The organism is Maribacter luteus (assembly GCF_009674825.1).
Classification (GTDB): domain Bacteria; phylum Bacteroidota; class Bacteroidia; order Flavobacteriales; family Flavobacteriaceae; genus Maribacter_A; species Maribacter_A luteus.
This window is the reverse complement of record NZ_WKJH01000001.1, coordinates 272,688-292,013: the sequence shown is the minus strand read 5'-3', so window position 1 is coordinate 292,013 and position 19,326 is coordinate 272,688. Positions and strand designations below refer to the sequence as shown.

The following is a 19,326-nucleotide window of genomic DNA, read 5'->3' as shown; positions in this document are numbered from 1 at the left end:
GATATTAATCTGATTTAAAAAGTATATATAAACGATGAATTATATTGCACTTTTAAGGGGTATAAATGTCGGAGGTCACAAGAAGGTGAAAATGGCCGATTTACGAGATCTTTTCGAAAATTTGGGCTTTGATAATGTCAAGACCTATATTCAAAGTGGTAATGTTGTTTTCGAAAGTGAAAATAGTGATATTGGCATTTTGGAACATCGAGTCAGCAATGCAATATTGGATCACTTTGGTTTTGAAGTTCCGGTGATTATAATCGAGGGTATTGAGGTAAAAAGAATAGTTGATAATAATCCTTTTAACGATGCTGAGGATATTCAGGCCAACAAGGTATATTTTGTTTTACTGAAAAGACGACCAACACAGGAAGCCCTTGATGTTTTGTCTTCTTTACATTTTGAAAATGAGCAACTTGTAGCAACAACCGCCTGTGTTTATTTAAAATGTGATCTTGGTGCTGGGAAGGCTAAATGCAATAATAATCTAATAGAGGATAGATTGAAGGTTGCGGCGACTTCCCGCAACCACAGAACCATGCTTAAATTATTGGAATTGTTGGCCGATTAATTCAGTTCCCAGATCTTATAGTTCAAAACGGTAGCAAAACAAACCCATAATAAATAAGGGATAAGCAACCAAGAAGCATATTTGTCTACGATTCTGAACCACCGCATGGTCAAAACAATCAGACACAACAAGCTAATAATCACCACAAGTCCCCAGAATGGTTGTTTAAAACCGAAAAACACGATACTCCAAGCCGCATTTAGTAGCAGTTGAAATCCGAAATGATATAAGGCGGTCTTAACCCATAAATGGTAAAACCCTTTGGCCCATACCAAACCGGCCGCTACACCCATCAATATATAAAGAACCGTCCATACCGGGGCAAAAAGCCAATTTGGAGGATTAAAAACAGGTTTGTTCAAGGTAACGAACCAATCATTTACCGAACTTTGGGTAGCAAAACTGGATAGGAAACCAACGGCAAGACAAATGCTTACCGTAATGGCGATATAGGTTAATTTTTTTTTCACTTGGTTGATTGTTGACCTCTAAAATAAGGATTAAAACCATTGAATGAACAACTTTTCCACTTAAAAACTATCTTTGTATAAATTGTATTTTAATGACATATACAGAATTCCTTCCATCGGAATATGCCAAAACAGTTTCAGAAGGGAAGGTGACCTACAGAGCTCCCAGTAATATTGCATTGGTTAAATATTGGGGAAAAAAGGAAGATCAAATCCCTGCCAATCCCTCTATCAGTTTCACGTTGGATGCATGTGCTACCACAACTGCCCTTACCTATTCGAAATTAGCGGAAAAAGGCTCTGGTTTTTCTTTTGAGTTGTTGTTCGAAGGCAAGGACAAACCCGATTTTCGTCCTAAAATCGAGGCATTTTTTAATCGGATAGAAAGTTATCTTCCTTTTTTAAAGGATTATCAGTTAAAGATAGAAACATCCAATTCGTTTCCCCATAGTAGTGGTATCGCTTCTTCTGCAAGTGGTATGGCCGCATTGGCCTTGTGTCTTATGCATATTGAGAAACAATTGGATCCATCAATCAATGAGGAATTCTTTGATCAAAAAGCTTCCTTCTTGGCACGTTTGGGCTCTGGGAGTGCATGTCGAAGTATAGAAGGTGATTTGGTACAATGGGGATACCACAAGGGAATTCCGGCTAGCTCTGATTTGTTTGCCGTCAAATATCCCTTTCCGGTTCATGAAGTATTCCATAAATACCATGATACCATTTTGTTGGTTGATAAAGGGCAAAAACAAGTAAGTAGTACCATAGGTCATAATTTAATGCATGGTCATCCTTTTGCGGAACAGCGTTTTTCGCAGGCCCATGAAAACATTACCAAGCTGAAGGAGGTTTTCGCGACTGGAAATCTAAAAGGGTTTATCGAGGTTGTGGAAAGCGAGGCATTGACCTTGCACGCCATGATGATGACAAGCATGCCCTATTTTATCTTGATGAAGCCCAATACGCTTAAGATCATTCAAAAAATCTGGCAATTTAGGTCCACTTCAAAGACCCATCTCTGTTTTACATTGGATGCCGGAGCGAATGTACATGTGCTATATCCGCAAGAGGAGAAAGAGAAAGCGCATCAATTTATTAAGGATGAGTTGGTTGCATATTGCGAAAACGGACAGTATATTTGCGACAGAATTGGCTTTGGGGCTAAATTATTGTTACCTTAGAAGTAATACTTTATAAGAATAAACAACGTTTAATAGGGGAATATCCAACTTTGAATTAAAGGAGTTTGCGAATCTATCAAAAATATTGTTTATATTTAACGAAATAAGATTAAACAAAATTACACTAACTTTGTTTAAAGTACTGAATTGTTAAGAGCTTAAATATCAACATTTAAGTTTTGATTTTTTACGATCTTAATCGGGTATTCTTAAATTAAACTATGAAAGGACCATTATTTTATTCTAAAATCCTACTGTTTGGGGAGTATGGTATCATTAAGGATTCCAAAGGACTTTCCATTCCCTATAATTTTTTCAAGGGAGCTTTGAAAAAGGATGTCGATCCTTCCGAAGAGGCAAAAAAATCAAATGGTTATTTAAAGGATTTCGTAGCTTATTTAGAGGAATTGGTACTTCAAAAACCTGATTTGGTTTCTTTTGATTTTGAAAGCTTAAGGAATGATGTAGCTGAAGGGATGTATTTTGACAGTTCTATTCCGCAGGGTTATGGTGTAGGTAGTAGCGGTGCCTTGGTTGCTGCCATTTATGATAAATACGCACTTGATAAAATTACCGTACTTGAAAACCTTACACGTGAAAAGCTATTACGCTTAAAAGCCATTTTTGGAAAAATGGAATCTTTTTTCCATGGTAAATCTTCTGGTTTGGATCCTTTGAACAGTTATTTGAGCTTGCCCATTCTTATCAATTCCAAGGACAATATCGAATCTACCAGTATACCTTCCCAGAACAAGGAAGGGAAAGGTGCGGTTTTTTTACTCGATAGTGGTGCCACTGGGGAAACAGCCCCTATGGTTCAATTGTTCATGGAGAAAATGAAGCAGGAAGGCTTTCGGCAGATGCTGAAAAACCAATTCATAAAACATACCGATGCTTGTGTTGAGGACTTCATAAGCGGTAACGTTAAATCACTATTTGGGAATTTAAAGCAATTGTCCCATGTGGTTCTGGATAATTTTAAGCCAATGATCCCAGCGAAGTTCCACCAATTATGGCAGCAGGGTATAGAAACAAATGATTACTATCTAAAACTTTGTGGTTCTGGTGGTGGAGGCTATATTCTGGGCTTTACCCAGGATATAGACAAGGCTAGGAATATACTTAAAGATTACAAATTGGAGGTGGTTTATAACTTCTAGTATTTCACAAACACATGCTTAGCAGAAAGAACAAGCTCTTACTACTTAAGTTATTGAGCCTGTTTTCCATTGTTCGGGGTTACAATATATTAATGATCGCTTTGGCCCAGTACTTGGCCACGATTTACATTCTTGCCCCGAATTTGCCATTGCGTAGGGTCGTTTTTGACCTTAACCTTTTTTGTATCGTACTTTCTTCGGCCTTGGTCATCGCTGGCGGGTATATTATCAATAGTTTCTACGACGCGGAAAAAGACCTTATCAATAAGCCAAGAAAAAGTATGTTGGATCGTTTGGTTAGTCAACGATTTAAACTATCGGCTTATTTTACCTTGAATTTTCTCTCCGTATTTTTCGCCAGTTATGTCTCATTTAGGGCGGTATTCTTTTTCTCCGCTTATATTTTTGGTATTTGGTTGTATTCCCATAAGTTGAAAAAGGTGCCTTTTTTGGGAAATTTCATTTCGGCAACCTTGGCCATAGCCCCATTCTTTGCGGTTTTTGTGTATTTCAAAAATTTTGATACGGTTATTTTCGTTCATGCGTTCTTTCTTTTCCTATTGATTTTGGCACGTGAAATGATCAAGGATCTTGAGAACATTGCAGGTGATCTAGCCCAGAACTATAAGACCATTCCAATTTTATATGGCGAAAGAACATCAAAAATAAGTATCACGGTTTTAATTGTAATGACCCTAATTCCATCTTTATTGCTCATCAATAATTTTGATGTGGGGTACATGCATTACTACTTTATCTTGTGCATTGTATTGTTCATCGTTTTTCTTGTTCTCCTTTGGAAATCGAGGACAAAGTTTCATTACGTTTGGCTGCACAATATTTTAAAACTGATAATTGTTTTAGGGGTTTTCAGTATTTTATTGATTGATGTTGACCTTGTTTTAAACCGAATTTTATAATGGAGAATCTATTGAAAGTGGCCCTCGCACAAATTGCACCGGTATGGTTGAATAAGTCAGAGACCCTAAAAAAAATCGAAGCAACGATTGTTACGGCAGCCAATGAGAAGACTGAATTGGTGGTTTTCGGAGAGGCATTGTTACCAGGGTATCCTTTTTGGTTGGCACTGACTAACGGGGCGGCTTGGGATTTGAAAATCAATAAGGAGCTGCATGCCCATTACGTTAGGAACGCGGTGCAAATTGAATCGGGGGAATTGGATAACATTCGTAAATTGGCAAAGGAGTACCGAATTGCCATTTATTTGGGAATGATCGAAAGACCTCAGGATAGGGGAGGTCATAGTATTTATTGTTCTTTGGTGTATATTGATCAAAACGGACATATAAAATCCGTTCATAGAAAATTACAACCTACATATGATGAAAGATTGACCTGGGCTCCAGGGGATGGCAACGGATTGCAAGTGCATTCCTTAAAGCAATTTACGGTTGGCGGACTCAATTGTTGGGAAAATTGGATGCCCTTGCCTAGAGCGGCATTATATGGTCAGGGAGAGAATCTACATATTGCCGTTTGGCCCGGAAGTGCGTATAATACAAAAGACATAACACGTTTTATTGCAAGGGAGTCAAGGAGTTATGTTATTTCGGTTTCTTCATTAATGAAAAAAGAAGATTTTCCGACCGGTACGCCACATCTGGATAAAATCCTGGAAAATGCTCCTGAAGTACTTGCTAACGGAGGTTCGTGTATAGCCGGTCCTGATGGGGAATGGTTATTGGAGCCGGTAATTGATAAAGAAGGGCTCCTGTATCATACCTTAGATTTCAACAGGGTATACGAGGAACGTCAAAATTTTGACCCTGTCGGGCATTATTCCAGACCCGATATTACGAAACTTACTGTCAATCGCGAAAGACAATCTACACTCGAATTTGAAGATTGATATTATTTAATCAATCCTTGTTGAATTCACTACCTTTGCAAAAAATTGGAAGATAATGGGAAGGTCAGATTCAAACAAAGACAGGAAGGCATCAGGACGTCAGGGAGGTACATTCAGGAAGAAGAGTTATGCGAGGGGAAATGCACCGATCAAGAAACGTACGGAGCCACAAAAACCTTCGGATCCTGATTTAATCCGATTAAATAAATATGTGGCCAACTCCGGGGTATGTTCACGAAGGGATGCCGATATTTATATCGCTGCGGGTAATATCACCGTTAATGGTAAGCCTATAACCGAAATGGGCTATAAGGTTAAAAAGAGTGATATCGTTAAATTTGACGGACGTTTACTTAACCCGGAAAAGAAAGAGTACGTTTTACTCAATAAACCAAAGGATTTCTCAACAACTATTAGGGATGAAAGGGGTAAACGTAATGTAAATGGCCTAATTTCAAATGCCTCTAAGTCCACACTATTGCCAGTAGATAAAATGGGCAAAGAAGCAACTGGACTTTTATTGTTCACCAATGATGGTGATTTGACAAAACGATTGAAAAGCCCTAAAAACGGTCTTCGTAAAATTTATCATGTAGTATTGAACCGTGACCTTCGAAGTGCGGATCTGAAGAAAATACAAGAAGGAGTGGTTTTAGATGAAAAACCGGTTCGCGTGCAAGACATCAGTTTTATTGATGATGCCCCAAAACGGGAAGTTGGGATAGAGATATTTAGTTCTAAAAACAAGATCGTTGAACGTATTTTTGAACACTTGGAATATGAAGTGGTAAAAATAGATCGGGTTGCTTATGCCGGACTTACCAAAAAGGATCTTCCAAGGGGTCATTGGAGGTATTTGACCGAGCAAGAGGTGATAAACCTTGGAATGATTCGTTAGGGTTTCTCCTCAAACAGAAGCCAATAATTTGGGTCTAGTACAATAGTGTCTGGTTTGGTATCTATGTTTATTTCGAACACCTCGGACTGTTCGTCAACTTCCAATGCAACAACTTTTATTTCATCGTCCTTTACTAGCCCAATTTCAAGAGGGAATTTAAAAGTATGATGGTCTTGTATTTGTTTCAGATTGATTTTGACTTTTCCATTTTCATAGACCCAATCCCATTTGATTTGTGGGTGTCCTTTGGTAAACAACCATTGCTGAAAAAAAGATTCTAGCTTCTCGCCGCAAGCTTTTTCCATTACTTTTTGGAAATCTACGGTCAAAACGTTCGCATCTCGATATGTTTTGTAATAATCGCGTATGCCTTTCCAAAACAGTTCATCACCTAACTTATGACGAAGCATATTCAATACCCAACCCCCTTTTTGATAACTGTTTATACTTAAGACCTGCATAGGGTCCTTTATAGTAAGGTCAACAATAGGCGACGGGTTCTGTTTGTAATAATCTATCACTTGTTTTCTGTCAAGGGCCAATTCATCTTTTCGTTTTTCATCCCCATACACATGTTCTAGATACAAGATTGAAAAATACGTGGCGAAGCCTTCACTCAACCAAACGTGGTTCCAACTGTTTTCCGTTGCCGAATTGCCAAACCATTGGTGTGCGATTTCATGGGCTATCAATGCTTCGACGGTGTTCTTACCAGTGACAGAGTCTTCGAAATAGGCAATGGTCCCTGCATTTTCAAGTCCGCCCCATTGCGTTTTTGCTTGCATGTTCGCTAGTTTGGCAAATGTATAAGGGCCTATATTATCAATAAAATATTCAAGAACTTTAGAGGCTACTTTATAATCGGAAAACCCTTCCAAACGGTTTTCGGGATATACCCAAGCAGAAACAGGGATATCGTGCACCACATCAAGTAAACGACTTGCGAATTTAGTAACCCCAATAGTTACGACTTTCATGGCAACCGGTGCAGGTTCTTTGTAAACGGTTAATTTTTGGCCATTTCCCAGATTGCTCTCCTCTATTTTTTTCCCTGTGGCAACCACATCATAATCCTCAGGTGCGGTAATTCCAAACTGAATACTGGCTTTATCGTATGGGTGATCTACCGAAGGCAACCAATGACGGGCCAAATTAGGCCAGTTATCACCAAAAAAGGAACGGCGACCAAATTTTGTTTTGTCTATTACGAGTCCCCTTTGTGGTATGCCTTCATATAGAATTGTAAAGGTTTTGATGCCTTTACTATTGGATGATGGACTGATATTTATCCTATTGTTCTCGAAAGTATAATTGGCCGGTTTATTACCTTCAAAAACTCCGGAAACATCCATTCCATAGATGCCCGATTTACCTACAAGATCCAACACGAATGAATCAACGTTCTCTTTAAACAGGACATTGATTATCGTCTCTCCTTTTATCTGGTCATTATCGTCGTTCAAGGTGAGGTTGAAAATATAATCCTGTACATCTACTTTTTCGTTTTTAGGGTACAGGTCCTGCGCTACGATTTCGCCAATACTTAGGAAGAAAAAGGCTATTACCCAGATGTGTTTTTTATGATAATGGAAATACAATTTCATGTGTTCTTGTTTAAAGGCAAATTGTATCAGTAAATTTAGATTGATTTTTTCATCTTTCCACGAATTTCATTCAAACATAAATTTCCCAAACTACCTTCATGGGTATGTTCAATATCTCGTTTAGGAGTGAAAGTACCTTCGTTGATTTCCATACCCATTTTTTTATAGGCATCACGGAAAGGCATTCCGTTTTGTACCAATTCGTTCAAGGTGTCCACACTAAATAAGTAATCATATTTAGGGTCTTCTAAAATGTTTTCATTCACTTTGGCCTCCTTTAGGCTAAAGGTGAGTATTTCCAAACATGCCTTTAAATCTTGGATTGCAGGTACGATGACTTCTTTAACTAATTGCAGATCACGGTGATAACCACTGGGCAAATTGTTCGTGATCAAAATCAATTGATTGGGTACTGCTTGTAGTTTATTGCACTTTGCCCGTACCAATTCAAATACATCCGGATTCTTTTTATGCGGCATTATACTACTCCCTGTTGTCAGTTCATCGGGAAATGAAATGAAATTAAAGTTCTGGCTCATATACAAACAGATATCCATGGCCATTTTTGATAGGGTCGCGGCAATACTACTCATGCCAAAAGCTGTAGCTTTTTCTACCTTGCCACGTCCCATTTGGGCGGCGACAACATTGTATTTCATGGTTTCAAATCCCATTTCCTTAGTTGTAAAAGTCCTATCGATAGGGAAGGAGCTTCCATATCCGGCAGCGCTTCCCAACGGATTTTGGTCGGCTACTTTGTAGGCAGCATCGATAAAATAAAGATCATCTATCAAACTTTCGGCATAGGCAGAGAACCATAGTCCAAAAGAAGAGGGCATGGCAATCTGCAGGTGGGTGTAACCTGGTAGCATAATGTCTTTATGCTTTTCGGCCAAATCCATCAACAAATTGAATAAGGTGATTGTTTCAGCCTTTATTTCTTGCAGCTCATTTTTTAAATAGAGGTGCATGGCTACCAACACCTGATCGTTACGGGATCTTGCTGTATGTATTTTTTTACCGGTGTCTCCCAACTTTTCCGTTAAGACATATTCAATTTTTGAATGCATGTCCTCAAAAGAATCTTCAATGGTAAATGTGCCTTCTTCTATGGTTTTGGTAATATTGTCCAATTCATTCACCAAATCTGTTGTTTCGGCATCGGTCAATAAACCGATTTTTCCTAACATTTTGGCGTGCGCTTGCGAAGCGATGACATCGTATTTTGCCAATAGCAAATCCAGTTCTCGGTCATTGCCCACGGTAAAATGGTCTATTTTTTTATCGGTACTAAATCCTTTATCCCAGAGTTTCATATGTTGGTTTTAAGTTTTAGGAATATAGTTAAAAGTCACTATACTTTTTGATTAAGGTTATGGTTATTTTCTGGATTTCATCACATAAATAAAAGATTCTTTCGAGCTCATCCTTGGTGAGAAATCCGATTCTTTTTGAAATTTCCAATTGTGTTTTTAGTTCATTGATAGACCCGTTGGATATTTCTAAGAAGTTCCGAAATACTTTTTTAGATTTCCTGACGGCTCCTTCGGCTATATTACTCGGTATGGAAACCGCACATCTTCTTATCTGACTTGTTAGACCGAATTTTTCCTCAATTGGAAAAGAGGCTGTTGCGGTATAAACCTTTTCAACCAAGTCCATTGATTTTTGCCAAACAATAAGTTCTTTGTAATTGTACATCCAACTTCTATTAACTTCTAACTTACAAACTATTGACCAATAAGGAATCCTTGTAATAATTTAATGTAAATATCTATTCCTTCTTCGATTTCATTCACGTAAATATACTCATCTGCGGAATGGGAACGGGTACTGTCACCTGGGCCTAATTTCATCGATTGGCAAGTAAGTGCCGCTTGATCCGACAAAGTAGGGGAACCGTAAGTTTCCCGACCTAAATTTACTCCTGATTGTACCAACGGATGGTTTTTATCTATTGAGGATGAATTCAATCGGAGTGAACGTTCTTGTAATTCACACGGGGCTTCGGCTTTCAGTATATTCGCTATTTTCGAATTGCTGTAGCAATCATTCACCCTAACGTCTATGACCAAATCGGTATGGGCGGGAACAACGTTATGTTGGGTTCCTGCGTTGATTTGGGTTACCGTAAGTTTTACTTCGCCCAGCGCTTCGGAAACCTTGTCGAACTTGTAGTTTTTAAACCAATCCAGCACCTTAATGGTATTATAGATCGAATTGTCTTCGTTCGGGTGGGCGGCATGTGACGGAGTACCTTTTACCACGGCATCGAAAACAACCAATCCTTTTTCGGCAATGGCCAAATTCATAAGTGTCGGTTCTCCCACTATAGCAACATCTATTTTTGGTAAACTAGGCAATAATCCCCTGAGACTTTTTGGACCTGCGTTTTCTTCCTCGGCCGTAGCGGCGATCAATAGGTTATGGTTTAAATCCTCTTGATCATAGAATTTTGTGAAAGTAGCGATTAGGGATACAAGGGGGCCACCGGCATCATTACTGCCCAAGCCAAATAACTTTCCGTCTTCTATATGTGGATGAAAAGGATCTTTGGTGTATGCGGTATTGGGTTTAACGGTATCGTGGTGGGAGTTTAACAGTAAAGTGGGTTTGGTGTCGTCCCAATGTTTATTTTTTGCGATTACATTGTTGTCTTTCCGTTGGAATGGAATATCAAATGCTTTGAACCAATTTTCAATGGCCTCGGCTGTGTGATGCTCTTCCCCAGAAAATGATTGAATGGATATGAGCTTTTTCAACAGATCGATTGCTTTTTCAGTTAGCTCCTCTTGTTCTATTTTCATAAGGTAATTGTCGTAAATAATTTGGTATTTGGTTGAAGCATTGAAATATCACCGATACAAACTTTACTGACATGATTGTTCAGTGCATGAAAACAATTTTCCATTTTGGGAAGCATTCCATCAGCTATCACTTTTTGTTGTAATAGATCGGAATACGTTTCTGTGTTGATGTGTTGAATCACGGAATTTTCGTCTTCCACATCTTTTAAAACCCCTTTTTTCTCAAAGCAATAATAGAGTGTCGAATCAAAAATCGGGCTCATCCCGATAGCTATTTCTGAAGCAATGGTGTCTGCATTAGTATTCAAAAGTTGACCTTTTCCGTCATGGGAAATTGCGCAAAAAACTGGGGTGATACCTGTACTGAGTACTGAATTCAAAAAATCTGCATTTATCCCGTCAATATCCCCAACAAACCCGAAATCAATATCCTTTACCGGTCGCTTATGCGCCTGTATGCTGTTGCCGTCTGCACCACTTAGTCCAAGGGCATTTGTGCCCAATGCCTGTAATTTCGAGACAATGTTCTTATTGGTAAGTCCGCCATAGACCATAGTAATAACTTCAAGGCTTTTGGCATCGGTAATACGTCTTCCATTCGACATTTGGGAGTCAATACCTAATTGGCCGGCCAATTTCGTGGCCAATTTTCCGCCACCATGCACCAATATCTTCAATCCTTCCAATTTCGAGAAGTTCAGTAAAAACTGTTCCAGCTCAACTTGGTTTTCGATGACATTCCCACCTATCTTAACTATGGATAATTGTTGTTTCATTCTAAATCTTCAAGGATTTTTTTAAGTACAAGTTGCGCCGCATAGGTTCTGTTATTGGCTTCTTCTATGACCAAAGATTGTTGACTGTCGAGAACACTATCCTCAACGATTACATTTCTACGAACGGGAAGACAATGCATAAATTTGGCATCTCCCAACTTATCCTTGGTAATCATCCAATCGGGGTCTTGGTTAAGTACCATACCGTAGTTTGAATAATTACTCCAGTTTTTCGCATAGACAAAGTCGGCATTTTCAAAAGCCTTCTTTTGGTCATGTTCTATGGTTGCATCTTTGGTTATATTCGGGTCCAATTCGTAGCCTTCAGGGTGAGTGATTACAAATTCGGCATCCTGCAATTGCATCATTTGTACAAACGAATTGGCCACGGCATGGGGCAATGCTTTGGGATGTGGGGCCCACGACAGAACTACTTTTGGTCTGTCCTTGGTGTTGTGTTCAGCCAACGTTATTGCATCGGCTAAGGCCTGTAGTGGGTGCCCTGTCGAGCTTTCCATGTTCACAATGGGTACAGTTGCGTATTTTTTAAATCCGTTCAAAACCTCTTCCGATTCGTCTTTTGCCTTATCGGTCAAAGAGGCAAAAGCACGTATGGCGATAATGTCACAATATTGGGAGATTACTTGGGCGGCTTCCTTTATATGTTCCGATGTGCCTTGATCCATTATGGTGCCATCCCCATATTCAAGGGCCCAACCTTCGTTCCCGAAATTCATGACAATAACTTCCATTCCTAAGTTCATAGCAGCTTTTTGCGTACTCAATCGTGTCCTTAGACTATTGTTGAAGAATAGAAGGCCAATGGTCTTATTTGCCCCCAAATCTTTATTCGTTATAGGGTTTTTCTTCAAAGATCGAGCCTCCTTTACCCATTTGGGCAATGACTCGATATCGGTTATAGAGAGGTAGTTTTTCATCTTACTATTATTTTGGTATGCTTACTGAGGTCTTTTATGGCATCTGAAATGAAATTGTCTTTCAACCCGTTAACTATCCAGGTCTCAATACCTGCTTCTTGGGCAATGGTTGCCGCTTCTATCTTGGATTGCATTCCTCCTGTGCCATGGGAGGACTTGGATGAGCTTATTTCTTTAGTTAAATGTTGCGTTCCGGAAACCGTTGCAATGGTTTCGGGAGTTCCATTTTTAAAAGATTCCTTGGTGTAAATGCCATAGGTATTCGTCGCGATGATCAAAAGGTCGGCTTTTAACAATGCAGCGGTCAACGCAGCCAATTTATCGTTATCCCCAAATTGGATCTCATCTGTGGCAACGGTATCATTTTCATTGATGATGGGAATGAAGTTGTTAGCGACCAATACATTGATCGTGTTTTTGATATTGGCCTTGGCATCGGCATTTTCAAAATCTGAATAGGACAAAAGACATTGGGAAGTGAAAAGTCCTAATTCCCGAAAATTTTCTTGAAAAATACGCATCAGATGTGGTTGCCCGATTGAAGCCAAGGCTTGTTTCACATTCATTTCTTCCCCATGATGTTCCAATTTCACGAATTGTTTGGCGGCCGCAATGGCACCGGAACTTACGATAATGAATTCATATTCGTTTTTTAAAGCTTCAATCTGCCTACCAATATCCTCTATTTTTCCTCTGGAAATCTGATCGGTTTCCTTGGTCAAGGTATTACTGCCTATTTTTAGTAAAATTCTTTTTTTCTCCATTCTATTTTTCTTCAATCTGTCAGCCTTTAAATAACCAATAGGGCTATGTTACCGCACTTGCCCATTCCCCTTAACATACCATTTGTTGGTTACCAGATGTTGTAATCCGATCGGACCTCTTTGGTGTAATTTATCTGTACTTATGGCTAATTCGCCTCCAAGTCCGAATTGACCACCATCCGTAAATCGGGTAGATGCATTGTGGTATACCGCTGCAGTATCGACACTGTTCATGAACTCGGTGGCGGTATTTTCATTTTTTGTGATGATGGCTGCAGAATGTCCGCCTCCATATTGGTTGATTTTCTCAATTGCCTCTTCCAAATCGGTTGCCTGGCCCAATAGGATCTTGTAATCTAAAAACTCTTCGAACCAAATGGCATCATCCGTAACTTGGGAAGTGTTCGCTAGTCCATCTAAATGCCCATCGACCCATATGGTGACATTGCTTTCCAATAATTTCGCAACTAGCTTGTCCAAAAAGGCTGATTTGTATGGTAATCGATCATGGATTAAAACCTTGTCCAAAGCGTTGCATGCCGATATTTTGGTGGTCTTTGCATTGATAATGATGTCAAGGGCCATTTCTTGGTCGGCATCAACATCTACAAAGGCAAAATTATTTCCTCGGCCACTTACAATTACGGGGCAGGTCGCATGTTGTTTTACAAAGGCAATAAGTTTCTCACCACCTCTAGGGACGATCAAATCCAATTTCTGTGTCGGATTTTCCAAAAATGCTTGGGTTTCACTTCGATTGAATTGCAAATATTCGACCCATGCAGTCGAAACATGGTTTTCATGCAAGGCTTTGTGCCAAAGGTCTACCAAGACCAAGTTGCTGTTCAAGGATTCCTTTCCTCCCTTCAGTAAAATTTTATTGCCCGATTTAAAGGCGATTCCCGCTGCTTCAATAGTCACGTCTGGCCGTGATTCATATATAATCAATACCGTTCCGAATGGGGCGGTTCTGTTACTGACGGACATACCGTTTTCATGTTCAAAATGGAATCGTTCTATATTCAAGGGGTCATCCAATTGGGCCAATTCCTGCAAGGACTTGATCATACCCTTGATCTTGTTGTCATCGACCTTTAGGCGATCGTACATGGCTATATCGGCGCCACTATAACTTTCCATGTCCTTTTTATTGGCTTCCAAAAGAGTGTTCTTTTCCTTTTGCAACCATTGTATCATGGAATTCAGAACGGCATTTCGTTGCTCAATATTCAGTAGTAAACTCATGATAGGGCCATTTTCAATTTATCGAAAAACACATCCATATCGGCCTTTGTAATATTCAAGGCAGGTAAAATTCGCAATACATGTTTGTCTTTTGCACCACCGGTGAATAGGTGGTGTTCATTGATTAATTTTTTCCGTAGTTCGGCCACCTCAAAGTCAAACTCTAGCCCTAGCATCAATCCTTTGCCCTTGGTTCTTTTAACCTGTGGGATTTCCTTGGCCTTGTTTAAAAAATACTCACCAAGGTGATGGGCATTGGCCATGAGGTGCTCTTTTTCCATAACCTCGAGTACGGCTAACGTGGCTGCACAGGCTAAATGGTTACCACCAAAGGTAGTGCCCAACAAACCATAAGAAGCTTCTATCTTTTCATGGATCAATACACCTGCCACGGGAAAACCATTACCCATGCCTTTTGCAATCGTAATGATATCGGGTTGTATATTATGGTGTTGGAATGCAAAGAATTTTCCACTTCGTCCAAAGCCTGACTGAACCTCGTCCGCGATAAGAATAACCTCGTTTTCCTTGCTGATGGCGGCTATTTTTTGATAAAAAGCTGCAGAAGGCTCATCCAAGCCTCCTACACCTTGAATCGTTTCAATGATCACGGCACAAACATCCCCCTTCTTGACTTCGTTTTCAAAGGCAGTACTATCATCAAAGGGTAAAAAGGTGACTTTTTGTTGTTTGTTCAAGGGAGCATTTATTTTTTCGTTATCGGTTGCGGCAACTGCGGCCGATGTTCTCCCATGAAAACTGTTCTTAAAGGCGATGATCCTGGATTTTCCCGTTTGAAAAGAAGCTAATTTCAGAGCGTTCTCATTTGCTTCGGCCCCAGAATTACATAGGAAAAGGTTATAGTCCACACATTGTGAAAGCTTACCGAGTTTTGTTGCCAATTCTACCTGTAAAGGATTTTGAACGGCATTGCTGTAAAATCCGATTTTATCCAACTGGTCCTTGATTCGGTTTATATAATGTGGGTGCGTATGCCCGATGGATATTACGGCATGGCCTCCATAAAAATCCAAATATTCTTGACCCTTGTCATCGGTAACCACAATGCCTTTGGCGGAAACGGGAGTTACATCATAGAGGGGATATACATCGAATAATTTCATTGGTTCACTTTTTTAAATTCACTGATTTTATCAAAGGAAGCCACAATACCTTGTATTAAAGAAGAGCTGAGTCCATGATGTTCCATTTCGTTCAACCCTTGAATGGTACAACCCATTGGTGTGGTCACTTTGTCAATTTCCTCCTCAGGATGATTCCCGGATGCGATCAACAATCCGGCCGCCCCATCACAGGTATGCATGGCCAGTTCTTGTGCCTCCTTAGCATCAAACCCTAATTGTATGGCGCCTTGGGTGGTGGCGCGTATCAAACGCATCCAAAAAGCGATTCCACTGGCACATATAACGGTGGCCGCCTGCATTTGTACTTCAGGGATTTCCATCGAATGCCCCATTCGGTTGAAAATGGCCTTTGCCAATTCTATACGTTTTTTGCCTTTTTCGTTGGCGCAAATACAGGTCATTGATTTACCTACTGAGATAGCGGTATTGGGCATACTCCTAATTATATTATGGTCTTTGCCCAAAATATTCTCCATCTTTTCAATACTATATCCGGTAATGGTAGATATAATAACATGATTTTCAGTGAGTAGGTCCTTAAGATCCTCTAATAATTCCGCTATGTGTAAAGGCTGTACGGCAAAAATCAATATATCAGAATTTTTAACGGCCTCCCTATTATCAGAGGTAACCGTAACAATTCCATATTTTTCAAAATGTTCAATGTCGGCGATATTTCTTTTGGTAAGGTACATTTTGGTAGCACCGTTACTTTTCAAGATTCCTTTGGCAATGGACAATCCCAGGTTACCGGCTCCTATTATGGCTATTTTCATGGATAATATCTTTTTTGGCTTCCCCAAAACGGGAATTTATCTAATTCTAATATTTTTAAAAACAGGTCTTAAGTGAGGTCGATTGATTTATGATTTCTAAAAGACCCCCGCTTTCAATTGCAATCCTTCACCTTCCGGCAAGCCAAACATCAGGTTCATGTTCTGTACGGCTTGTCCCGAAGCCCCTTTCAATAAATTATCAATGGCTGAAGTGATCAAAAGCACATCATTATGTTTATGTAAATGTATATGACATTGATTGGTGTTCACCACCTGTTTTAGATTGATGGGTTCCAAGGCAATTTGAGTAAACGCTGCATCGGCATAAAAATGCTTATACATCTGTAAGGCCTCATCCAAACTACCCTCGAAAGGAGTATAAGCCGTGGCCATTATGCCTCTTGTGAAATTACCCCGCATGGGTAAGAACATGATTTCCCCAGTGTTTTCTTGTAAGGATTTTATGCTCTCATTGATTTCCCCCAAATGTTGATGGGTAAAAGGTTTATACCAAGAAACATTGCCATTTCGCCAACTGAAATGTGTTGTTGCCGACGGACTAACACCTGCACCCGTGCTACCAGTTACGGCATTTACATGTATTTGGGATTTCAGCAATTGGGCTTTGGCCAATGGCAATAGGGCCAATTCAATAGCTGTTGCAAAGCATCCGGGATTCGCTATATATTCAGCTTGGGAAATACTTTCCTTATTTAATTCAGGAAGGCCGTATACAAATTTCTTTGTATCGTATATAGAATCGTTCTTAAGCCTAAAATCGTTGCTAAGGTCAATAATACGCGTGGTACCCGAGAATTTGTCCCCGTCTAGGAATTTGGTCGAATTGCCATGTCCCAAGCAAAGGAAAACAACATCCACATCCAAATTCACTTTACCCGTAAACTTTAAATCGGTCAACCCCAATAAATCGGGATGGGCAGTGGTTATCTCCTTATCTGCCCTAGTGGTGCTGAACACGAAATCTATTTCCACTTTAGGGTGGTTCAGTAGAATTCGGATCAATTCTCCTCCTGTATAACCAGACCCACCGATAATACCTGCTTTAATCATTGTTATGATTTACGTGATTATATATTTTTCCTGCATTCGATATTATTTTGATAAAGCCCTTGGCTTCATCTGCCGTCCATCCCTTATGCATTTCTCCATAACTGCCAAAGGAGGCATTCATTAAATCGTGTTCGGATGAAATTCCGTTCAATCTAAATTGGAAAGGATACAGACTTACGAATACATCCCCAGAGACATTCTTTTGGGTGTCGGTAAGGAATGCTTCGATATTACGCATAACCTCATCAAGATAATTGCCTTCATGCAATAGCATACCATAGAAATTGCCTTGTTGCTCTTTTTGGTATTGCTGCCATTTACTTAAGGTATGTTTTTCCAAAAGATGGTGTGCTTTTATGATTATAAGGGCAGCGGCGGCTTCGAAACCGACCCTTCCTTTTATTCCGATGATTGTATCACCCACGTGAATATCCCGTCCTATGGCATATTTTGATGCCATGGCCTCTAATTTTTCGATATTGGCCACAGGATGGTCTTTTTTACCATCAATGGCAACCAATTCCCCTTTTTCGAACGTCAAGGTTACCTCTGAAGGGTTTTTCTCCTGTAATTGGCTGGGGTAAGCACTGTCTGGCAAGGGTAAATTGGAAGTTAGGGTTTCCTCACCACCGACGGAAGTACCCCAAAGTCCTTTATTAATTGAATATTTCGCTTTGTTCCAAGGATAATCGACCCCGTTTTTCTGCAAATATTCTATTTCATATTCCCTGGAAAGTTTATTGTCCCTAATCGGGGTGATGATCTCTATTTCCGGGGCTATGATTTGAAAGATCATATCAAACCTAACTTGATCGTTACCGGCTCCGGTACTGCCATGTGCAATATACTTAGCACCGATTTTCTTTGCGTAGTTCACGATCTCAATGGCCTGAACGATCCGTTCGGCACTTACCGATAGCGGATATGTGTTGTTTTTAAGTACGTTTCCGAAAATCAAATATTTGACGACCTTTTCATAAAAAGTCTTTACGGCATTGATAGAAGTATAGGTTGTTGCCCCCAACTCCAATGCCTTTGAATTAATGGTGGCAATCTCCTCGTCTGAAAATCCACCGGTATTTACACTCACCGCGTGCACTTCGAATCCTTGATCTTTTGATAAATACTTTGCACAGTAAGAAGTGTCTAAACCTCCACTGTATGCTAAAACTAATTTTTTCATGGTTATTGGTTTTTGTCCTCGAAATGAGGTCTAATTTTTTTGTTTCTTTTTTAAGAATAGCTGTTCCTTGATACTTTTTAATCTTTGGAAAGCTTTACTGTTCACTTTTTCTTTTTTCTTGGCTGCTTGTTTTTTCGCTGGATCATATAACATACCGGTGCATAAGCACATTTTTTGTTCGGTACGGGTAAGAATGTCAAAATTCTTGCAGGTTTGGCAACCTTTCCAGAATTGTGGGTCATCGGTAAGTTCTGAAAATGTTACGGGTTGGTAACCTAACTCATAATTTATTTTCATAACCGCCAACCCAGTAGTGATCCCAAAAATCTTGGCAGTTGGGAATTTCTTGGTGGAAAGCTCAAAAACGGCTTTTTTGATTTTTTTTGCCATCCCCAGATTTCTATAATCAGGATGAACGATCAGTCCGGAGTTGGCCACATATTTTTCATGGCCCCAAACTTCTATATAACAGAATCCTACGAATTTACCATCATCCAAAGCGATGACCGCATTGCCTTTTTCCAGTTTTTGAAGAATGTATTCCGGAGTTCTTTTGGCAATACCCGTTCCTCGAACCTTTGCTGATTCGGCAATTGTTTCACAAATTACTTCTGCGTATTTGAAATGGGATTCGTTAGCAATAACAATTTCCATTGTTACTAATGGTATTAATTGATTTGAAAAATGATTTGTTTGAAGATTTTGCGGAAATGGACTCACCTATTTCCATAATAAGATACACCCTTACGGGCGGCGACGTGTGGGTGTGAAAGAACGATTTGGAGCAGATGTCCAAATAATCGTAGAAATATGTAATTCGTTCCTCATTATGAATCAAATGTACAAATTATATCCAAACGACAA

Annotated in this window: 20 protein-coding genes; 6 read left to right on the top strand and 14 right to left on the bottom strand. The window is 39.6% G+C overall.

Annotated elements, in window-relative coordinates; genetic code table 11:
* Positions 1-34 precede the first annotated feature (34 nt).
* Positions 35-574, top strand: coding sequence for a DUF1697 domain-containing protein (locus tag GJ691_RS01180; protein WP_154362929.1), 540 nt, complete (start codon positions 35-37; stop codon positions 572-574).
* Here the strand turns inward: GJ691_RS01180 and GJ691_RS01175 are convergent.
* A complete protein-coding gene (locus tag GJ691_RS01175) occupies positions 571-1,044 on the bottom strand; it encodes a TspO/MBR family protein (RefSeq protein WP_179954988.1) in 474 nt (157 codons plus the stop codon). The genes GJ691_RS01180 and GJ691_RS01175 overlap by 4 nt on opposite strands.
* 92 nt (positions 1,045-1,136) lie before the next feature.
* On the opposite strand from GJ691_RS01175, the gene GJ691_RS01170 reads away from it, so the two are divergent.
* The 5 genes from GJ691_RS01170 to GJ691_RS01150 all read left to right on the top strand — a co-directional run bounded on the left by GJ691_RS01170 (position 1,137) and on the right by GJ691_RS01150 (position 6,153).
* On the top strand, positions 1,137-2,225 hold the full coding sequence (locus GJ691_RS01170; protein ID WP_154362926.1) for a diphosphomevalonate decarboxylase: 1,089 nt from the start codon (positions 1,137-1,139) through the stop codon (positions 2,223-2,225).
* 221 nt (positions 2,226-2,446) lie between these two features.
* Positions 2,447-3,385 carry a mevalonate kinase family protein gene (locus GJ691_RS01165; RefSeq protein WP_154362924.1) on the top strand — a complete coding sequence of 313 codons (939 nt, stop codon included), beginning with the start codon at positions 2,447-2,449 and terminating at the stop codon, positions 3,383-3,385.
* A gap of 14 nt (positions 3,386-3,399) precedes the next feature.
* Positions 3,400-4,305, top strand: coding sequence for a geranylgeranylglycerol-phosphate geranylgeranyltransferase (locus GJ691_RS01160; protein ID WP_154362922.1), 906 nt, complete (start codon positions 3,400-3,402; stop codon positions 4,303-4,305).
* Positions 4,305-5,255 carry a carbon-nitrogen hydrolase family protein gene (locus GJ691_RS01155; RefSeq protein ID WP_154362920.1) on the top strand — a complete coding sequence of 317 codons (951 nt, stop codon included), beginning with the start codon at positions 4,305-4,307 and terminating at the stop codon, positions 5,253-5,255. Before GJ691_RS01160 ends, GJ691_RS01155 begins: the two co-directional genes overlap by 1 nt.
* A 55-nt stretch (positions 5,256-5,310) precedes the next feature.
* A complete protein-coding gene (locus GJ691_RS01150) occupies positions 5,311-6,153 on the top strand; it encodes a pseudouridine synthase (protein ID WP_154362918.1) in 843 nt (280 codons plus the stop codon).
* Here GJ691_RS01150 and GJ691_RS01145 read toward each other — a convergent pair.
* The 13 genes from GJ691_RS01145 to GJ691_RS01085 all read right to left on the bottom strand — a co-directional run bounded on the left by GJ691_RS01145 (position 6,150) and on the right by GJ691_RS01085 (position 19,116).
* The gene (locus GJ691_RS01145) at positions 6,150-7,757 is read right to left on the bottom strand and encodes a M1 family metallopeptidase (protein ID WP_154362916.1); all 1,608 of its coding nucleotides are present in this window, start codon (positions 7,755-7,757) and stop codon (positions 6,150-6,152) included. The genes GJ691_RS01150 and GJ691_RS01145 overlap by 4 nt on opposite strands.
* A 35-nt stretch (positions 7,758-7,792) precedes the next feature.
* A complete protein-coding gene (argH, locus tag GJ691_RS01140; protein ID WP_154362914.1) occupies positions 7,793-9,073 on the bottom strand; it encodes an argininosuccinate lyase in 1,281 nt (426 codons plus the stop codon).
* Between the two features lie 28 nt (positions 9,074-9,101).
* Positions 9,102-9,458: a four helix bundle protein gene (locus GJ691_RS01135; protein WP_154362913.1), complete on the bottom strand. Its 357-nt coding sequence runs from the start codon at positions 9,456-9,458 to the stop codon at positions 9,102-9,104.
* 29 nt (positions 9,459-9,487) lie between these two features.
* Positions 9,488-10,564 (bottom strand): M20 family metallo-hydrolase, encoded by a 1,077-nt coding sequence (locus GJ691_RS01130; RefSeq protein ID WP_154362910.1) that lies wholly within the window; start codon positions 10,562-10,564, stop codon positions 9,488-9,490.
* Entirely contained in the window at positions 10,561-11,340 is a 780-nt protein-coding gene (gene argB / locus GJ691_RS01125) for an acetylglutamate kinase (protein WP_154362908.1), read from the bottom strand. Before argB ends, GJ691_RS01130 begins: the two co-directional genes overlap by 4 nt.
* A complete protein-coding gene (locus GJ691_RS01120) occupies positions 11,337-12,278 on the bottom strand; it encodes an N-acetylornithine carbamoyltransferase (RefSeq protein WP_154362906.1) in 942 nt (313 codons plus the stop codon). Before GJ691_RS01120 ends, argB begins: the two co-directional genes overlap by 4 nt.
* Entirely contained in the window at positions 12,275-13,042 is a 768-nt protein-coding gene (gene proB / locus GJ691_RS01115) for a glutamate 5-kinase (RefSeq protein ID WP_154362904.1), read from the bottom strand. Before proB ends, GJ691_RS01120 begins: the two co-directional genes overlap by 4 nt.
* Positions 13,043-13,090: 48 nt before the next feature.
* Positions 13,091-14,287 (bottom strand): glutamate-5-semialdehyde dehydrogenase, encoded by a 1,197-nt coding sequence (locus tag GJ691_RS01110; RefSeq protein WP_154362902.1) that lies wholly within the window; start codon positions 14,285-14,287, stop codon positions 13,091-13,093.
* Positions 14,284-15,411 (bottom strand): aspartate aminotransferase family protein, encoded by a 1,128-nt coding sequence (locus GJ691_RS01105; RefSeq protein WP_154362900.1) that lies wholly within the window; start codon positions 15,409-15,411, stop codon positions 14,284-14,286. Before GJ691_RS01105 ends, GJ691_RS01110 begins: the two co-directional genes overlap by 4 nt.
* Positions 15,408-16,208: a pyrroline-5-carboxylate reductase gene (gene proC / locus GJ691_RS01100; protein ID WP_154362898.1), complete on the bottom strand. Its 801-nt coding sequence runs from the start codon at positions 16,206-16,208 to the stop codon at positions 15,408-15,410. Before proC ends, GJ691_RS01105 begins: the two co-directional genes overlap by 4 nt.
* 96 nt (positions 16,209-16,304) lie before the next feature.
* Positions 16,305-17,279 (bottom strand): N-acetyl-gamma-glutamyl-phosphate reductase, encoded by a 975-nt coding sequence (gene argC / locus GJ691_RS01095; protein WP_154362895.1) that lies wholly within the window; start codon positions 17,277-17,279, stop codon positions 16,305-16,307.
* On the bottom strand, positions 17,272-18,462 hold the full coding sequence (gene argG / locus GJ691_RS01090; RefSeq protein ID WP_154362893.1) for an argininosuccinate synthase: 1,191 nt from the start codon (positions 18,460-18,462) through the stop codon (positions 17,272-17,274). The genes argC and argG overlap by 8 nt, the downstream gene beginning before the upstream one ends.
* Positions 18,463-18,492: 30 nt before the next feature.
* On the bottom strand, positions 18,493-19,116 hold the full coding sequence (locus GJ691_RS01085) for a GNAT family N-acetyltransferase (protein WP_154362891.1): 624 nt from the start codon (positions 19,114-19,116) through the stop codon (positions 18,493-18,495).
* Positions 19,117-19,326 lie beyond the last annotated feature (210 nt).